Source organism: Xanthomonas sp. LMG 12461 (assembly GCF_009192935.1).
GTDB lineage: Bacteria > Pseudomonadota > Gammaproteobacteria > Xanthomonadales > Xanthomonadaceae > Xanthomonas_A > Xanthomonas_A sontii.
This window is the reverse complement of the sequence record NZ_NQYT01000019.1, coordinates 19,092-39,370: the sequence shown is the minus strand read 5'-3', so window position 1 is coordinate 39,370 and position 20,279 is coordinate 19,092. Positions and strand designations below refer to the sequence as shown.

12 protein-coding genes and 1 CRISPR repeat array are annotated in these 20,279 nt (G+C 66.6%); of the genes, 4 read left to right on the top strand and 8 right to left on the bottom strand.

Features of this window, described 5'->3' with window-relative positions:
* Nucleotides 1-21: 21 nt before the first annotated feature.
* From CEK68_RS05400 to CEK68_RS05390, 3 genes are all read left to right on the top strand, one after another.
* The gene (locus tag CEK68_RS05400) at nucleotides 22-2,994 is read left to right on the top strand and encodes a TonB-dependent receptor (protein ID WP_152238772.1); all 2,973 of its coding nucleotides are present in this window, start codon (nucleotides 22-24) and stop codon (nucleotides 2,992-2,994) included.
* 64 nt (nucleotides 2,995-3,058) lie between these two features.
* Nucleotides 3,059-4,414: a Gfo/Idh/MocA family oxidoreductase gene (locus CEK68_RS05395; protein WP_152238771.1), complete on the top strand. Its 1,356-nt coding sequence runs from the start codon at nucleotides 3,059-3,061 to the stop codon at nucleotides 4,412-4,414.
* Between the two features lie 76 nt (nucleotides 4,415-4,490).
* Nucleotides 4,491-5,123 (top strand): hypothetical protein, encoded by a 633-nt coding sequence (locus tag CEK68_RS05390; RefSeq protein WP_226977769.1) that lies wholly within the window; start codon nucleotides 4,491-4,493, stop codon nucleotides 5,121-5,123.
* 85 nt (nucleotides 5,124-5,208) lie between these two features.
* Nucleotides 5,209-7,649: direct repeats of the CRISPR family, unit length 31 nt; unit sequence GTTTCAATCCACGCACCCGTGAGGGTGCGAC.
* Nucleotides 7,650-7,836: 187 nt separating this feature from the next.
* Here CEK68_RS05390 and cas2 read toward each other — a convergent pair.
* The 8 genes from cas2 to CEK68_RS05350 form a co-directional block, all read right to left on the bottom strand.
* On the bottom strand, nucleotides 7,837-8,127 hold the full coding sequence (gene cas2 / locus CEK68_RS05385) for a CRISPR-associated endonuclease Cas2 (protein WP_017907380.1): 291 nt from the start codon (nucleotides 8,125-8,127) through the stop codon (nucleotides 7,837-7,839).
* 16 nt (nucleotides 8,128-8,143) lie between these two features.
* Complete coding sequence (cas1c, locus tag CEK68_RS05380; protein WP_150410255.1) at nucleotides 8,144-9,178, bottom strand: type I-C CRISPR-associated endonuclease Cas1c; 1,035 nt, start codon at nucleotides 9,176-9,178, stop codon at nucleotides 8,144-8,146.
* Between the two features lie 2 nt (nucleotides 9,179-9,180).
* Nucleotides 9,181-9,813 (bottom strand): CRISPR-associated protein Cas4, encoded by a 633-nt coding sequence (gene cas4, locus CEK68_RS05375; protein ID WP_152238770.1) that lies wholly within the window; start codon nucleotides 9,811-9,813, stop codon nucleotides 9,181-9,183.
* An 18-nt stretch (nucleotides 9,814-9,831) separates the two neighbouring features.
* Nucleotides 9,832-10,698, bottom strand: a complete 867-nt coding sequence (gene cas7c / locus CEK68_RS05370) for a type I-C CRISPR-associated protein Cas7/Csd2 (RefSeq protein WP_152238769.1) — start codon at nucleotides 10,696-10,698, stop codon at nucleotides 9,832-9,834.
* Nucleotides 10,695-12,536, bottom strand: coding sequence for a type I-C CRISPR-associated protein Cas8c/Csd1 (gene cas8c / locus CEK68_RS05365; RefSeq protein ID WP_152238768.1), 1,842 nt, complete (start codon nucleotides 12,534-12,536; stop codon nucleotides 10,695-10,697). Before cas8c ends, cas7c begins: the two co-directional genes overlap by 4 nt.
* Nucleotides 12,533-13,207, bottom strand: a complete 675-nt coding sequence (gene cas5c / locus CEK68_RS05360; protein WP_039725800.1) for a type I-C CRISPR-associated protein Cas5c — start codon at nucleotides 13,205-13,207, stop codon at nucleotides 12,533-12,535. The genes cas8c and cas5c overlap by 4 nt, the downstream gene beginning before the upstream one ends.
* Before the next feature lie 373 nt (nucleotides 13,208-13,580).
* Nucleotides 13,581-15,863: a CRISPR-associated endonuclease Cas3'' gene (locus CEK68_RS05355; RefSeq protein WP_152238767.1), complete on the bottom strand. Its 2,283-nt coding sequence runs from the start codon at nucleotides 15,861-15,863 to the stop codon at nucleotides 13,581-13,583.
* Nucleotides 15,864-16,004: 141 nt separating this feature from the next.
* Nucleotides 16,005-17,690 carry a hypothetical protein gene (locus tag CEK68_RS05350; RefSeq protein WP_152238766.1) on the bottom strand — a complete coding sequence of 562 codons (1,686 nt, stop codon included), beginning with the start codon at nucleotides 17,688-17,690 and terminating at the stop codon, nucleotides 16,005-16,007.
* A gap of 182 nt (nucleotides 17,691-17,872) precedes the next feature.
* On the opposite strand from CEK68_RS05350, the gene CEK68_RS05345 reads away from it, so the two are divergent.
* Nucleotides 17,873-20,104, top strand: coding sequence for an NADP-dependent isocitrate dehydrogenase (locus CEK68_RS05345; RefSeq protein ID WP_152238765.1), 2,232 nt, complete (start codon nucleotides 17,873-17,875; stop codon nucleotides 20,102-20,104).
* Nucleotides 20,105-20,279 lie beyond the last annotated feature (175 nt).

The following is a 20,279-nucleotide window of genomic DNA, read 5'->3' as shown; positions in this document are numbered from 1 at the left end:
CCCTGCCAGGAGAGAACCCCGATGTTGCCCGCCCGTCACCGCCATCCCCGCTGTCGCCCGCTCGCTCCGTTGACCCTGGCCATCGCCGGTGTCCTGCTCGCCGCCCTGCAGCCCGCCGCCGCGCAGGACAGTCAGGCCGCCACCGACCTGGCCCGGGTCGAGGTCACCGGCTCCAACATCCGCCGTACCGACGTGGAGACCGCCTCGCCGGTGCAGGTGATCAGCAAGCAGGACATCCAGGCGATGGGCGCGCGCACGCTGCTGCAGGTGCTCGACAACCTGCCCGCGGCACGCCCGGCGCAACAGGACGCGCGCTCGCTGTTCACCGGTTCCGATGGCGCCTCGCAGGCCAATCTGCGCGGCCTCGGCGCGCAGGGCACGCTGGTGCTGTTGAACGGCCGCCGCCTGTCGTACTACGGCGCGCCGGCCGGCTTCCAGACCCAGTTCGTCAACATCGATGCGATCCCGGCCGCGGCGATCGAGCGCATGGAGGTGCTCACCGACGGCGCCTCGGCGGTGTACGGCACCGACGCGGTGGCCGGCGTCATCAACGTGATCACCAAGCGCAACTTCCAGGGCGCGGAGATCAATTTCAGCAACGACACCTCCAGCCGCATCGAGTCCTACGGCGAGCACCAGGCCAGCATCACCGCCGGCTTCGGCGACCTCACCGAGAACCGCTTCAATGTCTATGGCGCGGTCAACGTGTACCGGCGCGATGCGATCCCGCTGCGCGACTTCTACGACAAGCGCCCGGCGCAGTACTACGTCAACAATCCCAACTACCTGACCAACCTGCGCCTGGGCGTGGGCAGCAAGCCGGGCCAGTTCAATCCGGGCAGCTACTTCGCCTTCGACCCGCTCACCGGGCGCCGCGTGCAGGAAGCCGCACCGGGCTGCCAGAACGTGCTGACCAGCGAGGCCGCCGGCCCGCGCTGCGTGTGGGAAACCTGGTTGAACAACGAGATCGACGCCGGCGCCAAGTCCGAACGCAACACCGCCTACCTCAACGGCACCTTCCTGGTCGGCGCCAGCACCGAACTGTTCGCCGAGGCCACCTACACCGACATCGACCTGCGCGCCAACGGCGGCACCCCACGCGCGTTCAACACCACCACCGGCAACCCCACCAGCTGGTTCTCGCGCAACACCGGCAACACCGTCAACCGGTTCCTGTATCCGTTCCTCGGGCCCAACAACGAGTACAACCATGCCAGCCCGCAGTTGAAGGCGATGATGGGCGGGGTGGTCGGCCTGCAGTACCTGCTGCAGGACGCCGGCCCCGACTACTTCGGCCAGCGCAACACCGACAAGAGCTACCGCGTGCTCGGCGGCGCGCGCGGCAGCTTCGGCGACTGGAACTGGGAAACCGCCTTCGCCACCGCCGGCACCCACTCGGTCACCTACCAGACCGTCAACGTCAACGTGAAAGGCTTCGAGAAGGCGTTCGGCCCGTTCACCATCGACCCGGGCACCGGCCGGGTGATCATCTCCGACCACCCGGCGTACAGGTTCGGCGAGATCAGCGCCGCCAACGCCGCGCTGATCCGCCAAGCATTCCCCACCTTCGACATCGAATCGTGGACGCGCCTGCACACCCTCGACGGCAAGATCGAAGGCCCGCTGTTCCAACTGCCGGCCGGCGAGATGCGCGCCGCGTTCGGCTTCAACGCCAGCCGCGAGACGTTTTACACCCCCGGCAACCCGGACGCGGCCAACGGCCTGATCACCCAGCAGGGCGGCTCCTGGTTCGATGGCAAGCGCAACACCTATGCGTTGTTCGCCGAGACCGTCGCGCCGATCACCGACAAGCTGGAACTCGACGCCGCGTTGCGCGCCGACAAGTACCCGAACTTCAGTACCAACCTCGCGCCCAAGGTCGGCTTCAAGTACCAGGCCTTCGAGCAACTGCTGCTGCGCGGCACCTATTCCACCGGCTTCCGTGCGCCCAGCCTGGCCGAGTCCGGCAGCGGCGGCGTCTATGCGCAGCTGGGCGGCTATCGCGACGAGGTGCGCTGCGGCGAGACCAACGCCATCGCCAACCTGCTGCTGCAGTCGCGCCGCAGCGGCGACGTGGATCTGGCCAAGAGTCTGCTCAATGCCGACTGCAGCCGCACCGTGGCGCGCATGACCCAGCCGAACCCGGACCTGAAGCCGGAGAAGGCCAAGATCGCCACGCTCGGTTTCGTCTACGAGCCGGCCAACTGGCTGTCGGTCTCGGCCGACTACTGGTTCATCTACCGCGACAACGAGATCGTCGCCCCGGACTACCGCCGCGCCGGCGACATCACCGCCATGACCCGCTCGCCGATCACCGACAGCGACCGCGCCAACCTCGCCCAGCTGGCGGCGATGTGCGCCGATCCGGCCAGTGGCGTGGCCTGCCCGGGCACGCTGCCGGGCTACAGCGTGGGCAATGTCGCCAGTGTGGTCGGCCAGTACCGCAACCGCGGCAAGACCCTGGTCGACGGCTTCGACATCGACGCGCGCAGCCGCTTCTCGCTCGGCCAGTGGGACGGGCTGAACATCGGCCTGGCCGCCACCATCGCCAACCGCAACCGCTTCTACATGGACCAGGACAGCGGTTGGTACTACGGCGACGTGGTCGGCTACTACAACAACCCGCGCCTGCGCGCCACGCTCAACGCCGACTGGACCTACCGCCAGGTCACCACCAGCATGTTCGTCAACTACGTCGGCGGCACCAAGTGGGCCACCGACCGGATCGACGCCGAGGACAACAACCCGCAGACCTGCACCGCCGGCTACCTCAAGCTGCAGCCGAGCAAGTGCGATGGCGCGCCGTCGTGGTGGACCGCCAACCTCAGCGTCACCTGGCGCCCGGACGACGCCTGGAACCTGAGCTTCACCGTCAAGAACCTGTTCGACCGCCTGCCGTTCTACGATCCGAACAGCTTCCTGGGCGATTCCAGCGACTACGCCACCATCTTCGGCCGCGGCTACAGCGTGACCATCGGCTACCGCTTCAAGTGAGCGCACCCGCAGCAGCATGCGTGCCGGCCGACGCCGGCGCGCATCCAAGAGGAGACCGCACATCATGAAACGACGCGACTTCATCGCCGCCGGTGCCGCCATCGCCGCCGGCAGCCTGCTGCCGCAGACACCGGCCTGGGCGCGCAAGCGCACCCTGCGCCTGGCCATGATCGGCACCGGCATGCGCGGCCAGGTGCTGCTGACCGAACTGCTGCGCCGCGACGACGTGGACCTGGTCGCCCTGTGCGATAGCGAGCCGATCATGCTCGGCCGCGCCATGTCCATGGTCGCCAAGGCCGGCAAGCCCGCACCCACCGCCTACGGTCAGGACCGCGACTCCAGCGCCTGGAAGCGCGTGCTCGCGCACAAGGGCCTGGATGGTGTGATCGTGGCCACGCCCTGGGAATGGCATGCGCCGATGGCGATCGCGGCGATGCAAGCCGGCGTGGCGGTCGGCTGCGAAGTGGTGGCCGGCATCACCCTGCAGGACCACTGGGACGTGCTCAACGCCCAACTCGCCACCGGCACCCCGTACATGCTGCTGGAGAACGTCTGCTACCGCCGCGACGTGATGGCCGCGCTGCAGATGGTGCGGCAGGGCCTGTTCGGCGAACTGGTACATCTGCAAGCCGGCTACCAGCACGATCTGCGCGGGGTGAAGTTCAACTCCGGCGACCCGGACCAGCCCTACGACAGCGGCGTGGAGTTCGGTGCCAAGGGCTGGAGCGAAGCGCGCTGGCGCACCGCGCACTCGGTGCAGCGCAACGGCGAGCTGTATCCCAGCCACGGCATCGGCCCGTGCGCGATGTACGCCGGCATCAACCGCGGCAACCGCATCACCCATCTCAACGCCTTCGCCAGCAAGGCCCGCGGCCTGCACGACTACACCGTGGCCAAGAGTGGCGGCAACACCCATCCCAGCACCAAGGTGGCGTTCAAGCTGGGCGACGTCGTCACCACCACCCTGGCCTGCGCCAATGGCCAGACCATCCTGCTGCAGCACGACACCTCGCTGCCGCGTCCCTACTCGATGGGCTTCCGCGTGCAGGGCACCAAGGGCATCTGGATGGATCTCAACCAGTCGATCCACCTCGAAGGCCGCAGCCCGCCGCACCAATGGGAAGCGTTCAAGCCCTACCAGGACCAATACGAACACCCGCTGTGGACGCGCTACGCCGCCACCGCGGCCGGCGCCGGCCACGGCGGCATGGACTGGTTCGTCATCCATGCCTTCGTCGAAGCATTGAAGGCGAGGGCACCGATGCCGATCGACATCTACGACGCCGTGACGTGGAGCGCGATCACCCCGCTCTCCGAACAGTCGATCGCCAGCGGCTTCCAGACCGTCGCATTCCCGGATTTCACCGCGGGCGCGTGGCGCCAGCGCGCGCCGATCTTTGCGTTCGACGGCACGTACTGAGCGCGGTCGCCCCGGTACTCCACGCCTTGCATCCGCGCCGGGTGGCGGCCGGGTGTTTCGCTCCACGGACACTTGCATGTCAAACACCAGCGGCTATAGTGCCGCGCGTGGTGCGCTCCGGCGCGCTTTTTTCTGCGTGTCCAGTGTTGCGGTCGGGCCGATTCGCCTTGGGTGGATGGCCGGCCTGGGCTGGGCGTCGATCATCCTTCAGCCGTCAGTGAGCGCAATGAACGCACCCCTCTTGGAACTCGTCGAGCTTCTTTCTTCCGGCAGCACCGAACCCGACGAACGAAGCGAGATCGTTCGGGACATCGAAGCCTTCCTGCCGGAGCTGGAGTGGACCGAGTGCGAGGAACAGGCGTATGCAGTCGCGATCACCGCGGCGATGGAGCGTTACTCCGCCAACGGCGACAAGATGATCGATGTCCACCACGAGCTCTGCCAGATGATGGGCGACGCATTCCCTGCCTTTCCCAAGAACGTGGGGACGCAGACCGAGTACTACACCTGGCTGGACCGCCACCTTGCCGAGTGGACGGACGAAGGCGACGGCTACGACGTGGTGGAAATCGACGATATGACCACCGAAGACAATCACCTGTTTGTGGTCTACCGGCGCGACGTGCCGCGCATTCTCGAGATTGCGGCGTCGTTGGGCGTGCCCGCCAGGCGTCCGCTGGACTACTGGCGCGGGCTCGGGTACGTCTGAGGTCTGGCACCCTATCCGGGGGATGACGCAAAGCAGGGAGTCGAGCTTCCGGCTCGGAGTGCGGATTCAAAGCTGGCAGGGAGAGGATTCAATCCGCGCACCCGTGAGGGTGTGACTGTTGCCAGCCGGCATGTCCATCAGCACTTCAATCCACGCACCCGCGAGGGTGCGACATGCCATAGCCCGCCATGAACGCAAGTGTTCCTTCGTTTCAACCCACGCACTCGTGAGGGTGCGACCGGTGAGGGCGCCGAGCTGATCAAGGCGATGGAGTTTCAATCCACGCATCCGTGAGGGTGCGACGGGTGGCACCGAGACGTCTATGCCATCTGGCACGAGTATCCACGCACCCGTGAGGGTGCGACTGCCACGATCCTCATTGAGCTTCGCCGGCGCGCAGTTTCAACCCACGCACCCGTGAGGGTGCGACTCAGGGGGCCGACGAACTGACGCCCTCGATCGACGTTTCAATCCACGCACCCGTGAGGGTGCGACGGCCGCAAGGGCCACAAGCAACTCAACGTGTACGAGTTTCAATCCACGCACCCGTGAGGGTGCGACTCCAGGCTTTCGCGCTGGGACACGGAATGCGAGTTGTTTCAATCCACGCACCCGTGAGGGTGCGACCGGGGCCGGTGTAGCCGCCGGTGTCGAAGTCCATGTTTCAATCCACGCACCCGTGAGGGTGCGACAGGTCATGCACAAACGTGGCGGTCTGTCGGCCGTTGTTTCAATCCACGCACCCGTGAGGGTGCGACCTGCTGGTTAATCATGCTGCCCTCGTGATGGTCAGTTTCAATCCACGCACCCGTGAGGGTGCGACGCTAGACGACCTGGCTGCGCGCGTCACGGCACTTGTTTCAATCCACGCACCCGTGAGGGTGCGACGCAGACCGCAAGCAGACTGACGCGGCCCTTATGGGTTTCAATCCACGCACCCGTGAGGGTGCGACACAAGCCAGTAGCCGAACAGGATGATCGGCGAAAGTTTCAATCCACGCACCCGTGAGGGTGCGACGTAGCATCTGTAAAGCTATTCATGTTTTTTACAGGTTTCAATCCACGCACCCGTGAGGGTGCGACATAGGTGCGCCCTGCGAAGTTGTAGAGGTTGTTGCCGTTTCAATCCACGCACCCGTGAGGGTGCGACGCGACCTCGGGTTCAGCCAGGTCACTGTGGATCTGTTTCAATCCACGCACCCGTGAGGGTGCGACCGCGGCTGAAGGTCAATGTGTCGGCGGTCATCAGTTTCAATCCACGCACCCGTGAGGGTGCGACGTCAACGCAGCCGTGGACTTCGCAGTGCATCAGGAGTTTCAATCCACGCACCCGTGAGGGTGCGACTTGGCAGGAGAGTCGGCCATGGCGGTTACGCCGCGTTTCAATCCACGCACCCGTGAGGGTGCGACCCCAGGCCGTCACCGTCGCCATGGCGGCGATCGCCAAGTTTCAATCCACGCACCCGTGAGGGTGCGACGCCACCAGCCGTGAGGTTCCCACCCAGAGTCTGCAGTTTCAATCCACGCACCCGTGAGGGTGCGACTCAATGGGCCAGAGGCTTGCGCCCTGTCGCGCCTGTTTCAATCCACGCACCCGTGAGGGTGCGACGACAGTCGGCGCTAGGAACTGGAACTTGCGCTGGTTTCAATCCACGCACCCGTGAGGGTGCGACCGATGCCGACCCGCACCTTCCGGCCACATCCGAGCGTTTCAATCCACGCACCCGTGAGGGTGCGACGCCCGCCGAATGGAGTTCGGCGCATGCGTAATCGGGTTTCAATCCACGCACCCGTGAGGGTGCGACCTGCGTTACGCCCACCATTTCAGTCCCGATGATGTTTCAATCCACGCACCCGTGAGGGTGCGACCTAAGGCGAGCGCGACCTCGCCCATGATTTTCGGTTTCAATCCACGCACCCGTGAGGGTGCGACCCGGCCAGGATCCTGCAGCCCCCTCCCCTATTGGGTTTCAATCCACGCACCCGTGAGGGTGCGACGTCTCCGACGGCACGCCAAGGGGCAACTTCCAGTTGTTTCAATCCACGCACCCGTGAGGGTGCGACGCCATCCCGGCGCGGCGACAAAAGGACCAAACAATGTTTCAATCCACGCACCCGTGAGGGTGCGACCGTGGTGGAGGCCTGAGCCATGGACTACATCTACAGTTTCAATCCACGCACCCGTGAGGGTGCGACTTAGTAGGCACAGCGCCCTGCGCCACGTCTGGGTCGTTTCAATCCACGCACCCGTGAGGGTGCGACCACGCTGGTGGGCATCGGGATCATGGTGAACATGTTTCAATCCACGCACCCGTGAGGGTGCGACCCCAATGAAAAAGGGGCGGAAGCCCGCCCCTCACAGTTTCAATCCACGCACCCGTGAGGGTGCGACCAGGCGCGGACCTCGTCAGCAGCATCGCGGTCGAGGTTTCAATCCACGCACCCGTGAGGGTGCGACCAGATATTGACGTTCGCCCGTCCCGAGCTATCAAGCTGTTTCAATCCACGCACCCGTGAGGGTGCGACTGCCCCAGCATAAGTGCAGAGACGCGTTGGAGGAAAAGCGGCATTCGCGCGAACCGGCGCCGGGGAGGTGCCGCGCGACCGTGTCGATGTCGGTGTCCAGCGCGGATGGCGAGCGCTTTCCTTCTGCATCAATGGCTTGCGAAATGCGCGAACCTCCCCGGGATGTGCCGGTCGCTTGCGGTTCGCGTCAGAAGATCAGCGGCCCCTTGAGGTCCAGGCTGGGTTTGGCGCCGACGTGTTCGACGCGGGCTTCCCACTTGGCGCCAAGATGGTAGAAGCGCAGGCTGTCGATGCCGGGATCGATCAGGTCGCACAGGCGCTGCCGAAGTTCGGCCCATTGCGCGGGGTCGACTTCGATCTCGAAGACCGAGAACTGGACACGCTGCCCACGGTCTCTGCAGGCCTTGGCGACCTTGCGCAGGCGCTTCTCGCCGCCAGGGGAGCTGGTGCTGACATCGTAGCTGACCAAGACCATCATGCGGCGCGTGTCCCTGTCATTTCCAGAAGAAGGCGGGGTAGCCGTCCAGGTCGCCCCGCAAGTGCCGGGCCAGCAACTGCGCCTGCACGAAGGGCAGCAGGCCGATCTCCACCTTCTCGCCGAGGAAGGCGTGGTGCAGTTGTTCGCGCTTGCGTTCCTGATAGGCCACCAGCACGGTCTTGCGGGCATCGTCCTTCAGCAGAACCGCGCCGTTGTCGAACACCTGGAAGTCGCGTGCATGCAGCTGCCGGCGGTTGATCAGCGACAGCGCCAGGCGTTCGCCCAGGAGCGGGCGGAACTCCTCGGCCAGGTCCAGTGCCAGGCTGGGACGTCCGGGGCGGTCCCGGTGCAGGAAGCCCACCGCCGGGTCCAGGCCCACGGTTTCCAGGGCCGAGCGGCAATCGTGGGTGAGCAGTGTGTAGAGGAACGAGAGCAGGGCGTTGAAGGCGTCGCGTGGCGGACGCCGGTTGCGGCCGCCGAAGCGCAGCAACGGGTGTTCGGCGCGCACGAGTTGGCCGAACACGCCGAAATACGCTTGCGCCGCCTCGCCCTCCAGGCCGCGCAGGACGTCCACGTCGGTTTCGACGAGCACGCGTTGCGGAATGCGCTTGAGCCGCTTCAACGCATGCTGGAATGCCGCGGTGTCGGTCAGCCGGTCGCCGTGGTCGCGCCAGCCGCGCGCCAGGACGGCGCGCTGGTTGTGGATCTTGCCTGCCAGCAGGTGACGGACGATGGCGGCGCAGCCGGCGGGGTCGTCGCTGCGCCGGTACTGCGCGCGACGCAGCAGCACGTTGCCGGAGACCGGCCCTTCGACCCGCGCCAGGAAACGGCCCTGCGGCGTCAGGTAGCAGATGCTGATGCCCTGTTCGGCGCAGAAGCCCAGCAACTGCGGGGAGACGGCGACGCGACCGATGCAGACCAGGCTCTCCAGCATGTGCACGGGCAGGCGGGCGCGCTCCTGCCGCTCGACCTCCAGGACCACGTTGGCGCCATCCTTGCGCAGCCAGGCGCCGTCGGTGGTGGCGTACAGCGTATTGAGTTGGCGGCGCATGGTCAGTCCTCCTCGGCATCGAGTTGGTCGTGCACCCAGTGCGCGACGCTGCCGCGGTCGAGCAGGCGCGGCTGGCACAGGTCGATCAGGGAGCAGGCATCGCAGCGCTTGGCGTCGTAGCGTGCGGACGGGGTCAAGCCGGCTAGCAGCATCGCGCGGGTCGCGGCGATGGTGCGCAGCGTGAGGTCGCGTAACGCCGCGTCGAAGGCCACTTCCTTGCGCCGGCGCGTCTGCCCGTAGAACAGTGCACCGGCCGGCACCGCGCGTCCCAGCATGTGCTCCAGGCACAGCGCCTGCGCGCACAGTTGCACTTCGTCGGCGCGATGCGCCTTGGGGCGCCCGCGCTTGTACTCGACGGGGAAGGCGACGTCGGCGTCGCCGTTGGGATGGAACTCCACCACGTCGGCCTTGCCGGTGATGCCCAGCTCCAGCGCCAGCAGCGGCATCGCGGTCACGGTGCGCACGCCGCGCCGGCGTTCGGCCTGCGGCGCGTCGGCGCGCTGGTGCAGCAGGCGTCCCTCGGCCGTCTGCCGGTTCTCAGCCCATTGCTGCTCCACATGGATGAGCGCGCACTGCCGCGGGCAGTACAGGTAGTGCTGCAGGGCGGAGAGCGGGATCAGGTCGGCATCGTCCATGTCCCGCTCCCGTTTGCCTCAGAACAGATCCGTCACGCTGACGCCGGCCGGCAGGTCGCGGTCGATCGTGACCCGGTAGTCGGCGAAACTGCGTGCCGGGCCGGCGTCGCTGTCGGCGACGCGTTCGACCTTCACCTTGTCGAACAGCACGTGCGCCGGCGCGTTGCCCATCGGGTGGTCGTGCTTGAACACGATCAGCTTGCGCGCCGACATCTCGCCGCGCGCGGCGGAGCGGTCGTGCTCGAACAGGTTGGTCAGGGCCCGCCACAGCAGTTGCAGGTCGTCCTCGGAGAAGCCGGTGCGCTCTGCCAGCTTGGCGGAGATGAAGCCGTGTGCGCGGTACAGACCATAGGGCAGGATGTGCTTGCGGCCCATGGTGCGTTCCTTTTCCAGGTCCTTCTCGTTGGTCACCGCCACGCGGGTGATCGACACTTCCAGCGGCAGCACCGGTTCCACCGAGCTGGCGAAGGCCAGTTGCACTGGGCCGCGGACCTGCCCGGAATTGACTTCGGTGGTCATCACCGCGCCGAAGGTGCGCACGTCGAAGAAGTTCTTGCACATCCAGGCCGTCAGTTCGCGAGCCTTGGCTTCATCCTTGGGCAGCTTCTTGGCTTCCGGTTCGATCTTCAGTGCGGCATAGGCTTGTTTGTGCTGGTTGTTCAGCACCGACTTCTCCTGCATGTAGATCGCATGGCCGGGCTGACCTTCCTGCTCGAGCGCCACGTAGTTGCGGATCTTGCGCTTGAGCGCCACGTCGGTGACCAGGCCGCGGTTGGTTTCCGGGTCCAGGCGCGGCAGGTTGCCGGCATCCGGATCGCCGTTGGGATTGCCGTTGATGACGTCGAACAGGTAGACGAATTCGTAGCGGTTGGCGATGGCGCTCATGCGGTCTCTCCTTCGGAAGCGGTGTCGGGGGCGTCCTGGCCGTCGTTGCGGGCGAAGCGCGCCTGGGTCTGGTGGTAGTAGCCGATCGCGAAGCGGCCTTGTTCCTGGATCGGCAGGCTGCGCGGGAAGCTGGGCGGCAGCGCATCGACGATCTGGCCGATCTCCTTTTCCAGATTCACGGCCAGGCCGGTTTTTTCCTTGCGCAGCTTGCCGAAGTGGTTCTGCGCGCTACGCAGCAGCACCGGGAAGATGCTTGCCGGGGTGGCCGATGCGGCGCCGTAGTAGCGATCGCGGATGGTGGCGTTGATGCGGTCGCCCAGCGCGGCGCGCTGCAGGTTCTCCAGCGACGCGAACAGCCGCCCCAGCAGGTAGCCGGGGTCGGTATTGCCTGTGTCGAGACTCATGGGTGGTTCCTTGTGGTCGGTGGACAGTCCTTGTTGCCTGCTCAGGCGCGCCTCGCGTGCCAGGACCGCCCGGCACAGCGCGATGCGCAATGGAGAGAGTTGCCCGTCGGCGCGGAAGCGCATCACGATGCTGCCGAGCAGGCTCTGCGGATAGCGGGTGCCGGCGAGGATCGCCCTGGTCAGCTCACCTGCCAGCAGGGGCGACACGTCTTCGGCTTTGGGTTTGCCGTGCTCGCCGTAGATCGGCGCGGTCTGCAGGGCGAGGTAAGCGGGTGTGGGCGCGCGCTTCCAGGCAGGCGGCAGCAAGCTCAGGTCGTCGTAGTGGTCGGCCAGGCGTTTGGCGAATCCGGCCAGCGTTTGCGTTTCCCAGAAGCGGATCGACAGGCGCGACGCGTTCGGCGCCAGGCCAAGGACAAAGATGCGGGCGTCGTCGTCCAGTCCGTCTTCCAGATCGCGCAACGGCCGCGCCTGCCGGACCTGCTTCATGACCAGTTCCAGGCGCCGGGTCGCCCGACCGTCGGCGATGCTGGGGTCTTCGGTGTCTTCGCCACGCATCAGGGCGGCGACCACGTCCTCGGCGTTCTGCGCCTGTGTCGTGGTCCTGGCCTGGGCCCAGAACACCACGGTGGTATCGCCGATCTGCACCCGCTGACGGTTGTGCGGGTCGCGGCGCAGCAGGTGGTTGAGCGCGGTGGTGTAGGCGAACGCCGCCTGTTCGGAGATCGGTGCGTTTTCGCCCTGCTGTTTGCCGTAGGAGGTGAAGGCATCGAGGTTGAAGGAGACGATGGAGGCGCCGGAACTCTGCGCGCCGTTCACCCCCTTGATCGCCGGATGCAGCCGCGCCAGCGGCGCCAGCGTGCCGCTGACCAGGCACAGGCCGCGGATACCATCGCCCACCTGGCCTTGTTGCCGGTCCCAGGCCGTACGAGCGGCCGCACGTTCGTGCAGATAGCCAGGGTCGCCCTCCAGCCTGAAGGCCAGGTTGGTATCCAGCAGCGCTTCGCCATGCGGGGCGAACGCAGGATGATCGGCGTATTGCTCGGGCGACCATGTGGCCAGGAACGCTAGCAGCGCCTGCAGTCCGGCGTCGTCGCTGTCGGCCAGGGCCGGCTGGTGCAGCGCCTTGAACGCGGCATGCTCCTGCGCGCTGCGCTTGCTGCTGGCGCTGACGCCAAGGACGTAGCTGGTCTTGTCCCACAGGAAGTTGGACTTGATGCCCGCGGTGCGTTTTTCCGGCTGGGGGACGCGCATGGCCTTGGCGAGGCGCTTCTTGCCCTCGTTGCGGTGCTCGTCCTGGACCGAAACGACGCTGCCGTCGGCGGCCAGTACCACGGTGTAGCCGATGTTCTGCTGGCTGTAGCCGGGTGCGGCGATGCCGGAATCGGGATCGTCCAGAAGCCGTTGGTAGTAGTCGGCGAGGGCGGACAGGATCATGCGCGTACTCCGCCGTCCTGCGGTGGCGGCACCGCGACCAGCCCATCGACCATCTGCGCGCGGAAGAAGCGCGGGGTCATGCCGTCGGCGAAGTCGATGTCGTGCAGCATCCAGCCCAGGTCGTGTTCCCCGGACAAGCCTGGATCGCTGGCCGGCGGCGGGTCGTCGTCACCGAGCAGGGTGAAGCTGGCGGGGAACTCGCGGGTCCCCAGGCAGGGCGCCTGGAAGCACTGCCCGCGCCGCGCGCGGCGGTTGAAGATGTCCAGATGCTTGCCGACGTTGTCGTCCGGGCCGGCCTTGTCGGTCAACTCGAAGTGCGCGGCAATCACGTAGCCGACATCGCGAAGGAGGGTGGCGGCGCGTTGCTGCCGGTCCTCCTCGATGTAGCTGACCAGGCCATCGGTGCGCCCGGCGTTGATCGCCTTGCCGACGCTGGCGGCCGACAGCTTGCCGCCGACTTCGTTGCGGCGGATCGACTCGAAGCGGATCGGCTTGAGCACCTGGATGCTGTCCACCACCCAACGGATCGCCGGCTTCCAGTGAATCGCTTCGAGAATGCCGCGTGCGGCAGACGGCGTGATGATGTCGTAGGACACCCGCTCTACTTTCATTTCCGGGCGCGTGAACAACGCCCGCTCGCCCCAGACATGGAGCCTGACTCCGTAACTCATCCTTGTTCTCCCGCCCATGAGAGCGTGTTTCCACGGAATGCCCCTCTCCGAGGAGAGGGGCATGGTTTACTCCCGTTGCATCACATTAGTTTCAATCCGCGTTCTTTCAGAACAGTTGTTTGAGCAGCCCTCGGAGCCAAGGGGTACCCAGCACAAGCGCAAAGAGAACGACCAGTACCCAAGGCCATACGGAGGGCTTTTCTCGCCCCTCGATGCGCAATCGCAGACTGATGGAATAGCTGGAGTCCTTTTCGTCTTTGGCAGGCTGAGGCATCGCTCGACCATCTGCATGGCATTGGGTGTCCTGACCTTATTTCTAGTTTTAATGCGAAGCAACGGGCTATTTAAAAAATATTTGATTTCCATTCCTTTTTCACCACACGTTGCCCTGAGCCTCCAGGAACTGTGGATCTTCCCAATGCAACCCGAACCGTGCGTCGTACAGCCGCGGGTTGCACAGGCGCACGAACTGCTCGCCGTAGCGATCGGGCGCGACCGGGGCGATGGCATGCGCCTGCCACAGCGCTCGGTATGCCTGTTCGGGAACCTGTACCAGCCATGGTTGCAGGCGGCGGGCGGCGCCGGCCACGCCGACCTGATCGGCGTGTTCCAACTGGCGCAGCACCTCGGCGACTTCGGATACTTCTGCATCCGGGTCGGGAGCGTAGGGCGCGTAGGGCACGATCACCGGACGCATGGCGGTCTCGATCATCTTGAACTTCTGTGCCACTGTGTCGAAGGGCAGGTCGTCGATCAGGGCATCGCGCAACAGCGTCAGGATCGCCTTGTCGTCGAGACTGCCGTCGCCGAGGCGCCGGTACAGTCCCTGGAAGTAGGCGTGGATCGCGTCCAGCGCCAGCAGGTCGTCGCGATGGGTGCGCTCGACGTCGCGGAAGACCTCTGTGAACAGTTTCGTTTCCTGTGGCGGCGGCCAATCGACTGGCGCGAACACCAGGACCTCGCTGGCCTCCGCCGGGCGCCCGCCTTCGCGATTGCAGCGCCCGGCCGCTTGCGCCACCGAATCCAGTCCCGCTTCCGCACGCAGCACAGTGGGGAAATCGACGTCCACCCCAGCTTCGATCAGGCTGGTTGCGATCAGCCGGCATGGCCGGTCCGCTTTCAGATCGCCCCGCACTTGCGCCAACACAACGCTGCGATGCCGCACATGCATCAACGTGGTCAGGTGGCGAGCGCCCGGCTGGTCGATGATGGCGTCGAACAGCGCACGGGCGTGGCGGCGGTTGTTGACGATGCACAGTACTTGCTCGCGTTGCCGCAGCCGTTCGGCCAGCGCGGCATCGTCCAGCGTCCCGGCATGACGCACACGCACCCGGCGCAGTCGCGTGTAGAGCCTCTCCGGCGCATCCACCAGTTCCTGGACGTCTTCGAAGCCGCCGGGAAAACCCTGGTCCTGACGCAACGCCGGCTGGGTGGCGGTGCACAGCACCGGGCTGACCCGGTAGCTGCGGGCCAGTTCGTCCAGCAGTGCCACGCATGGGCGCAGCAGCTTCGGGGGCAACGTCTGGGCTTCGTCGAGGATCACCACGCTGCCGGCGATGTTGTGCAGCTTGCGGCAGCGCGAGGGTCGGTCGGCGAACAGGCTCTCGAAGAACTGCACCGAGGTGGTGGCGACGATCGGCGCGTCCCAGTTTTCCATCGCCAGCTTGCGTTTCTCGATCGCCTGCGGCGCCTTGGTCGGATCGTCGAAGAACGCGCTGTGATGTTCCAGCACGACATCGTCGCTGCCCTGCGCGCCCAGCGCATCGCGGAACACCGCGGCGGTCTGATCGACGATGCTGGTGAAGGGGATCACGTAGATCACCCGGCGCAAGCCATGCGCGATGGCATGATCCAAGGCGAACGCCAGCGAGGCCAGGGTCTTGCCGCCGCCGGTCGGCACGGTGAGCGAGAACAGGCCGGTACGCCGGTGCGCCTTGGCCCGCACCTCGCGCAGGATCGCCGCGCGGACCGGGTTGATGCCGCCTTCGGTGGGAAAGCCGGCCAGGTGCCTGTCCAGCCGTTCGCGCAGTGCCTCCAGGGTCGGCCGCTCGCCGATGTCCTCTGCGCGCGTGCCGCGGCCCTCGATGCGCCGGTAGAACGCGTCGGTATCGACGAAATCGGCATCGACCAGGCAGGAAAAGATCATCCGTGCCAGCACCGTCATCTGGAAGGCGCGGCGCTCGAGGCGGGGATGGATCTTGAGGCTTGTCGGCAACTCCAGCCTTGCCGGTAGCAGAACCTCTCGCTCCCAGTCCGCCAGCAACGGCGGCAACTCGCGCAGGAGATAGTCTTCCGACAAGCGTTCGTGCAACGAGGGGCGGGAGGACAGCTCGTCGCGGCGTCCGTCCGCCAGCCCCGTGTGATGCCCGGCGATGCCGTAGGCCAGCAGCCTGCCGGTCTGGCCATAGCGCTCGCAGGCGATGCGCGCGCCCCAGGTCGCATGATCCACCTTGGCCGGATCGCCCCGCAGGCGCGCTTGGAACTTGCGGGTGTACTTGCCCAGGTCGTGCAGTTGCCCGGCCACCCGCGCCATCACCTGTCCGCCGAACGCAGCGGCATGATCCGCGGCGCGTTCGCCGACGCCATTCAGATGCTCGGCCAGCCCCTGCCAATCGCCACGATCCCGACGCTCGGTCGAGTGCGCGTAGAAGTCCACGATGTCCCCCTGCTTCCATTCCCTATGGAAAGCACGCCAGCGCTGCTGGCAGCCCGCAGAAAATGCGCCATCGGCGCGCGGAAGTCGTAGACAAATGGACGTGGCGGCATGGAGGCGGCGGTCGTCCGCAAGCGCCCGGGCTCAACGCGTTCCGGTCACCAGCGGCAGATGCGCGTCCAACAGTTCGATGAAGCTGCGCTTGCGGTGGTAGTGCTGGCGCAGATGGTCGCAGTAGGCGACGAAACCGGACGCGTCGCCCAGGCTGTGGCACAGTCGCTGTCGCATCTGCAGCAGATCGATCGCCGTCAGGTAGCCCTGGCGATTGGTCTGCGCGACGGCGGTCTCGATCAAGCTGTCGCAGAGGGTCAGGGCGGTCGCGGGGTCGAGCGCCTCGGCCTGCGTCAGCAGGCTGTTGCGGGTCGCGAAGGTGAGGTCGTGCAGATGGTCGCGGGCCAGGTCCAGGGCGCGCGCCGCCTGCCCTTCGGCAAGCAGCAGGACGATGCGCAGGTCGCGCGCGCGGGCCGGGTTGCGGGAGGTGCCGCCCTCCAGCGCCTGCATGGCGCGTTCGCGCCACTGCTCCCAGCCGCCGAGCGCTTGCGCCGTGGCGCGCAGGGCCAGGTAGGTCTCCTCGAACGGCTGCAGGACGTAGGCGTTCCAGCGCAATTGCAGCGCGTCCTCGGCAAAGCCCTCGCGCATGTAGGCGTCGGCGAGCGCGGTGAGCAGCCGCGGTTCCTGCGGATGGGTCTTGACGCCGCGTTCGAGCCATTCGATGGACTGGCGTGCGCGGCCATGCTCGGTGCAGCGCCGCGCCATGTCCAGGTGGTCCCAGGCGCTGTGGCAGCGGTTTGCAAACCACTCCAGCATGGTCTGCACATTGCCCCCGCAATGGGCGAGCTCTTCGAGCAGCGCTTCGGCGGCGAGGCGCACGCTGTGGCCGTCGGCGCCATGCAGTGCGCGCAACGTGTGATGCTCCACGGCGGCGATACCGGAGGGACCCAGCAGTTCGCCATAGTCGCGCAGCGGCGGCAGCAGGCTCCATTCGTCGCGCAGGCGCAAATCGAACAGGCGCTTGGCCAGGTCGCGCGGGTTGGCGCTGCGCACGAACTGCGGATGCAGTTGCGCCAGCGCGCGCAGGCACCGGCCGATATGGCCGCCGGAATCGTCGCAGTCGGCGTAGATCGTCAGCAGGCGGTCGAAGGCGTACTCGTGCAGGTCGAGGGCGGCCACCGGATCGCGTTGCCGCGCCTGTTCGAGCAGGGCATCGAGCGGGCGCAGACGCTTGGCGTAGGCGCTGCTGTCGCGGTGGTCCATGAAGCGCTTGCGTCCGAGCAGCGTCGATACCGCCTTGCGCCAGTCCTGCGGCGGCGCACTGGCCAGTTGTGCCTGGCTGAGCAGCCGCTGGCGCAGCGCCGGGTCGTGCTCGGCGGCCTCCAGCAGCAGCGCCTGCAGGGTTTGCGGTGTCTGTTCGGACAGCCATTGCCGCAGTCTTCGCCCGGGGTCTTCCGTCGGCGTTGCGCCCTTGCGCGGCGCGGCGTCGCCATCTGTCGTGCGCGCCCAAATCAGGGCGGTTGCCACCTGGTGCTTGCAGAACTCCTCCTGCATGCCGACCGGACAGTCGCATTCCCCGTCCAGGCCGCCGTCGCGCCAATGCAGGCGCACGGTGTAGACCTCGCTGCCGGCGACCTCGGCCTCCACGGTGTGCGCGGTTGCGGCGAGCAGGGTCACGCGGTCGTCCTCGGCGTAGGCGAGGCCGCGTTCGTAATGGCGAGTCTCGGTGATCGTCAGCAGCATGCGCCGATCGATCTGTGCGGGCGAGAAGACGGTCATCGACGCATTCTAGAGCGCTGCGCAGGGCATCGCGCACCCGCGCTTTGCCCGCAGCCGGCAGACACGCGACAATGGACGGTCAATGCCGAGCGTTTGGCGGCATCGCGAAACTACAAGAAAACATACGCCGCCGTACTGTCGGTGCTGCCTATTTCCCCCTGCCAGAGGTCATCCGTCGCGTCATGTCGAATATGCCCAAGATCCTGTACACGCTCACCGATGAAGCCCCGTACCTGGCGACGCAGTCGCTGCTGCCGATCGTCGCCGCGTTCGCCGGCACTGCCGGCATCGCCGTGGAGACCCGCGACATCTCGCTGGCTGGCCGCCTGATCTCGCAATTCCCCGAATACCTGCGCGAGGACCAGCGCATCGCCGACGACCTGGCCGAGCTGGGCCAGCTGGCGACCACGCCGGAAGCCAACATCATCAAGCTGCCCAACATCAGCGCCTCGGTGCCGCAGCTCAAGGCCGCGATCAAGGAACTGCAGCAGCAGGGCTATGCGCTGCCGGACTACGTGGACGAGCCGAAGGACGAAAAGGAGAAGGACGCCAAGGCGCGCTACGACAAGGTCAAGGGCAGTGCGGTCAATCCGGTGCTGCGCGAGGGCAATTCCGATCGCCGCGCGCCGGCCTCGGTGAAGAACTACGCGCGCAAGCACCCGCACCGCATGGGCGCGTGGAGCGCCGAGTCCAAGTCGCACGTGGCGCACATGGACGCCGGCGATTTCTACGGCAGCGAGCGTTCGGCGCTGATCGAACAGGCCGGCAGCGTCAGGATCGAGCTGGTCGGCAAGGACGGCGCGGTGACCGTGCTGAAGGAAAAGACCGCGGTGCAGGCCGGCGAGCTGATCGACGCGGCGGTGATGAGCAAGCGTGCGCTGGCCGCCTTCGTGCAGGCGCAGATCGCCGATGCCAAGCAGCAGGACGTGCTGTTCTCGCTGCACCTGAAGGCGACGATGATGAAGGTCTCCGACCCGATCATGTTCGGCGTGGTCGTCGAAGCGTTCTACCGCGATGTGCTGGACAAGCATGCCGCCACGCTCAAGCAGGTGGGCTTCGATGCCAACAACGGCATCGGCGACCTGTACGCGCGCATCGCCAGCCTGCCCGAAGCGCAGCGCACTGCGATCGAGGCCGACCTGCAAGCGCTGTACGCGCAGCGCCCGGCGCTGGCGATGGTCAACTCCGACAAGGGCATCACCAACCTGCACGTGCCCAGCGACGTGATCGTCGATGCGTCGATGCCGGCGATGATCCGCGACTCCGGCAAGATGTGGAACGCCGAGGGCAAGCTGCAGGACACCAAGGCGGTGATCCCGGACCGCTGCTACGCCGGCGTGTACCAGGCGGTGATCGAGGATTGCAAGCTGCATGGCGCGTTCGACCCGGCGACCATGGGCAGCGTGCCCAACGTCGGCCTGATGGCGCAGAAGGCCGAGGAATACGGCTCGCACGACAAGACCTTCCAGATCCCGGTCGACGGCACCGTGCGTGTCACCGATGCCGGCGGCACGGTGCTGCTGGAGCATGCGGTGGAAGCCGGCGACATCTGGCGCATGTGCCGGACCAAGGACGCGCCGATCCAGGACTGGGTCAAGCTGGCGGTCGAGCGCGCGCGCCTGAGCGCCACCCCGGCGGTGTTCTGGCTGGATCCGCAGCGCGCCCACGATGCGCTGATGATCCAGAAGGTGGAGCGCTACCTGCAGGACCACGACCTCAACGGCCTGGACATCCGCATCCTGCCGCCGGTGGAAGCCACCGCGTTCTCGCTGCAGCGCATCCGCAAGGGCGAGGACACCATCTCGGTCACCGGCAACGTGCTGCGCGACTACCTCACCGACCTGTTCCCGATCATGGAGCTGGGCACCAGCGCCAAGATGCTGTCGATCGTGCCGCTGATGGCCGGCGGCGGTCTGTTCGAGACCGGTGCCGGCGGTTCGGCGCCCAAGCACGTGCAGCAGTTCGTCGAAGAGAACTACCTGCGTTGGGATTCGCTGGGCGAGTTCCTGGCCCTGGCCGCGTCGCTGGAGCACCTGGGCCAGCGCCACCACAATGCCGCCATCGGCGTGCTGGCGCGCACCCTGGACCAGGCCAACGGCCAGTTCCTGGACAACGACAAGTCGCCCTCGCGCAAGGTCGGCGGGCTGGACAACCGCGGTAGCCACTTCTACCTCGCCATGTACTGGGCGCAGGCGCTGGCCGCACAGGACGAGGACGCCGCGCTGAAGGCGCGCTTCGCGCCGCTGGCCAAGCAGCTGACCGAGCAGGAAGCGACCATCGTCGCCGAGCTCAACGGCGTGCAGGGCCAGCCGGTCGACATCCAGGGCTATTACCGTCCGAACCTGGAGCTGATCGGCAAGGCGATGCGGCCGAGCAAGACCCTCAACGACGCCCTGGCGACGTTGAACGCCTGATTGCCCAACTGGATGTGACGCAAGGGCCGCCCCTCGGGGCGGCCCTTTGCGTTTGCGGCGCAGGAAGCATCCGGTAGGAGCAGCTTCAGCCGCGAAAGGGCGTTCCCGGTACGGCCGGTCGCGGCTGAAGCCGCTTCTACGGCCGACCTGCGTCCGGCTCGATCCTGGCGAAGCA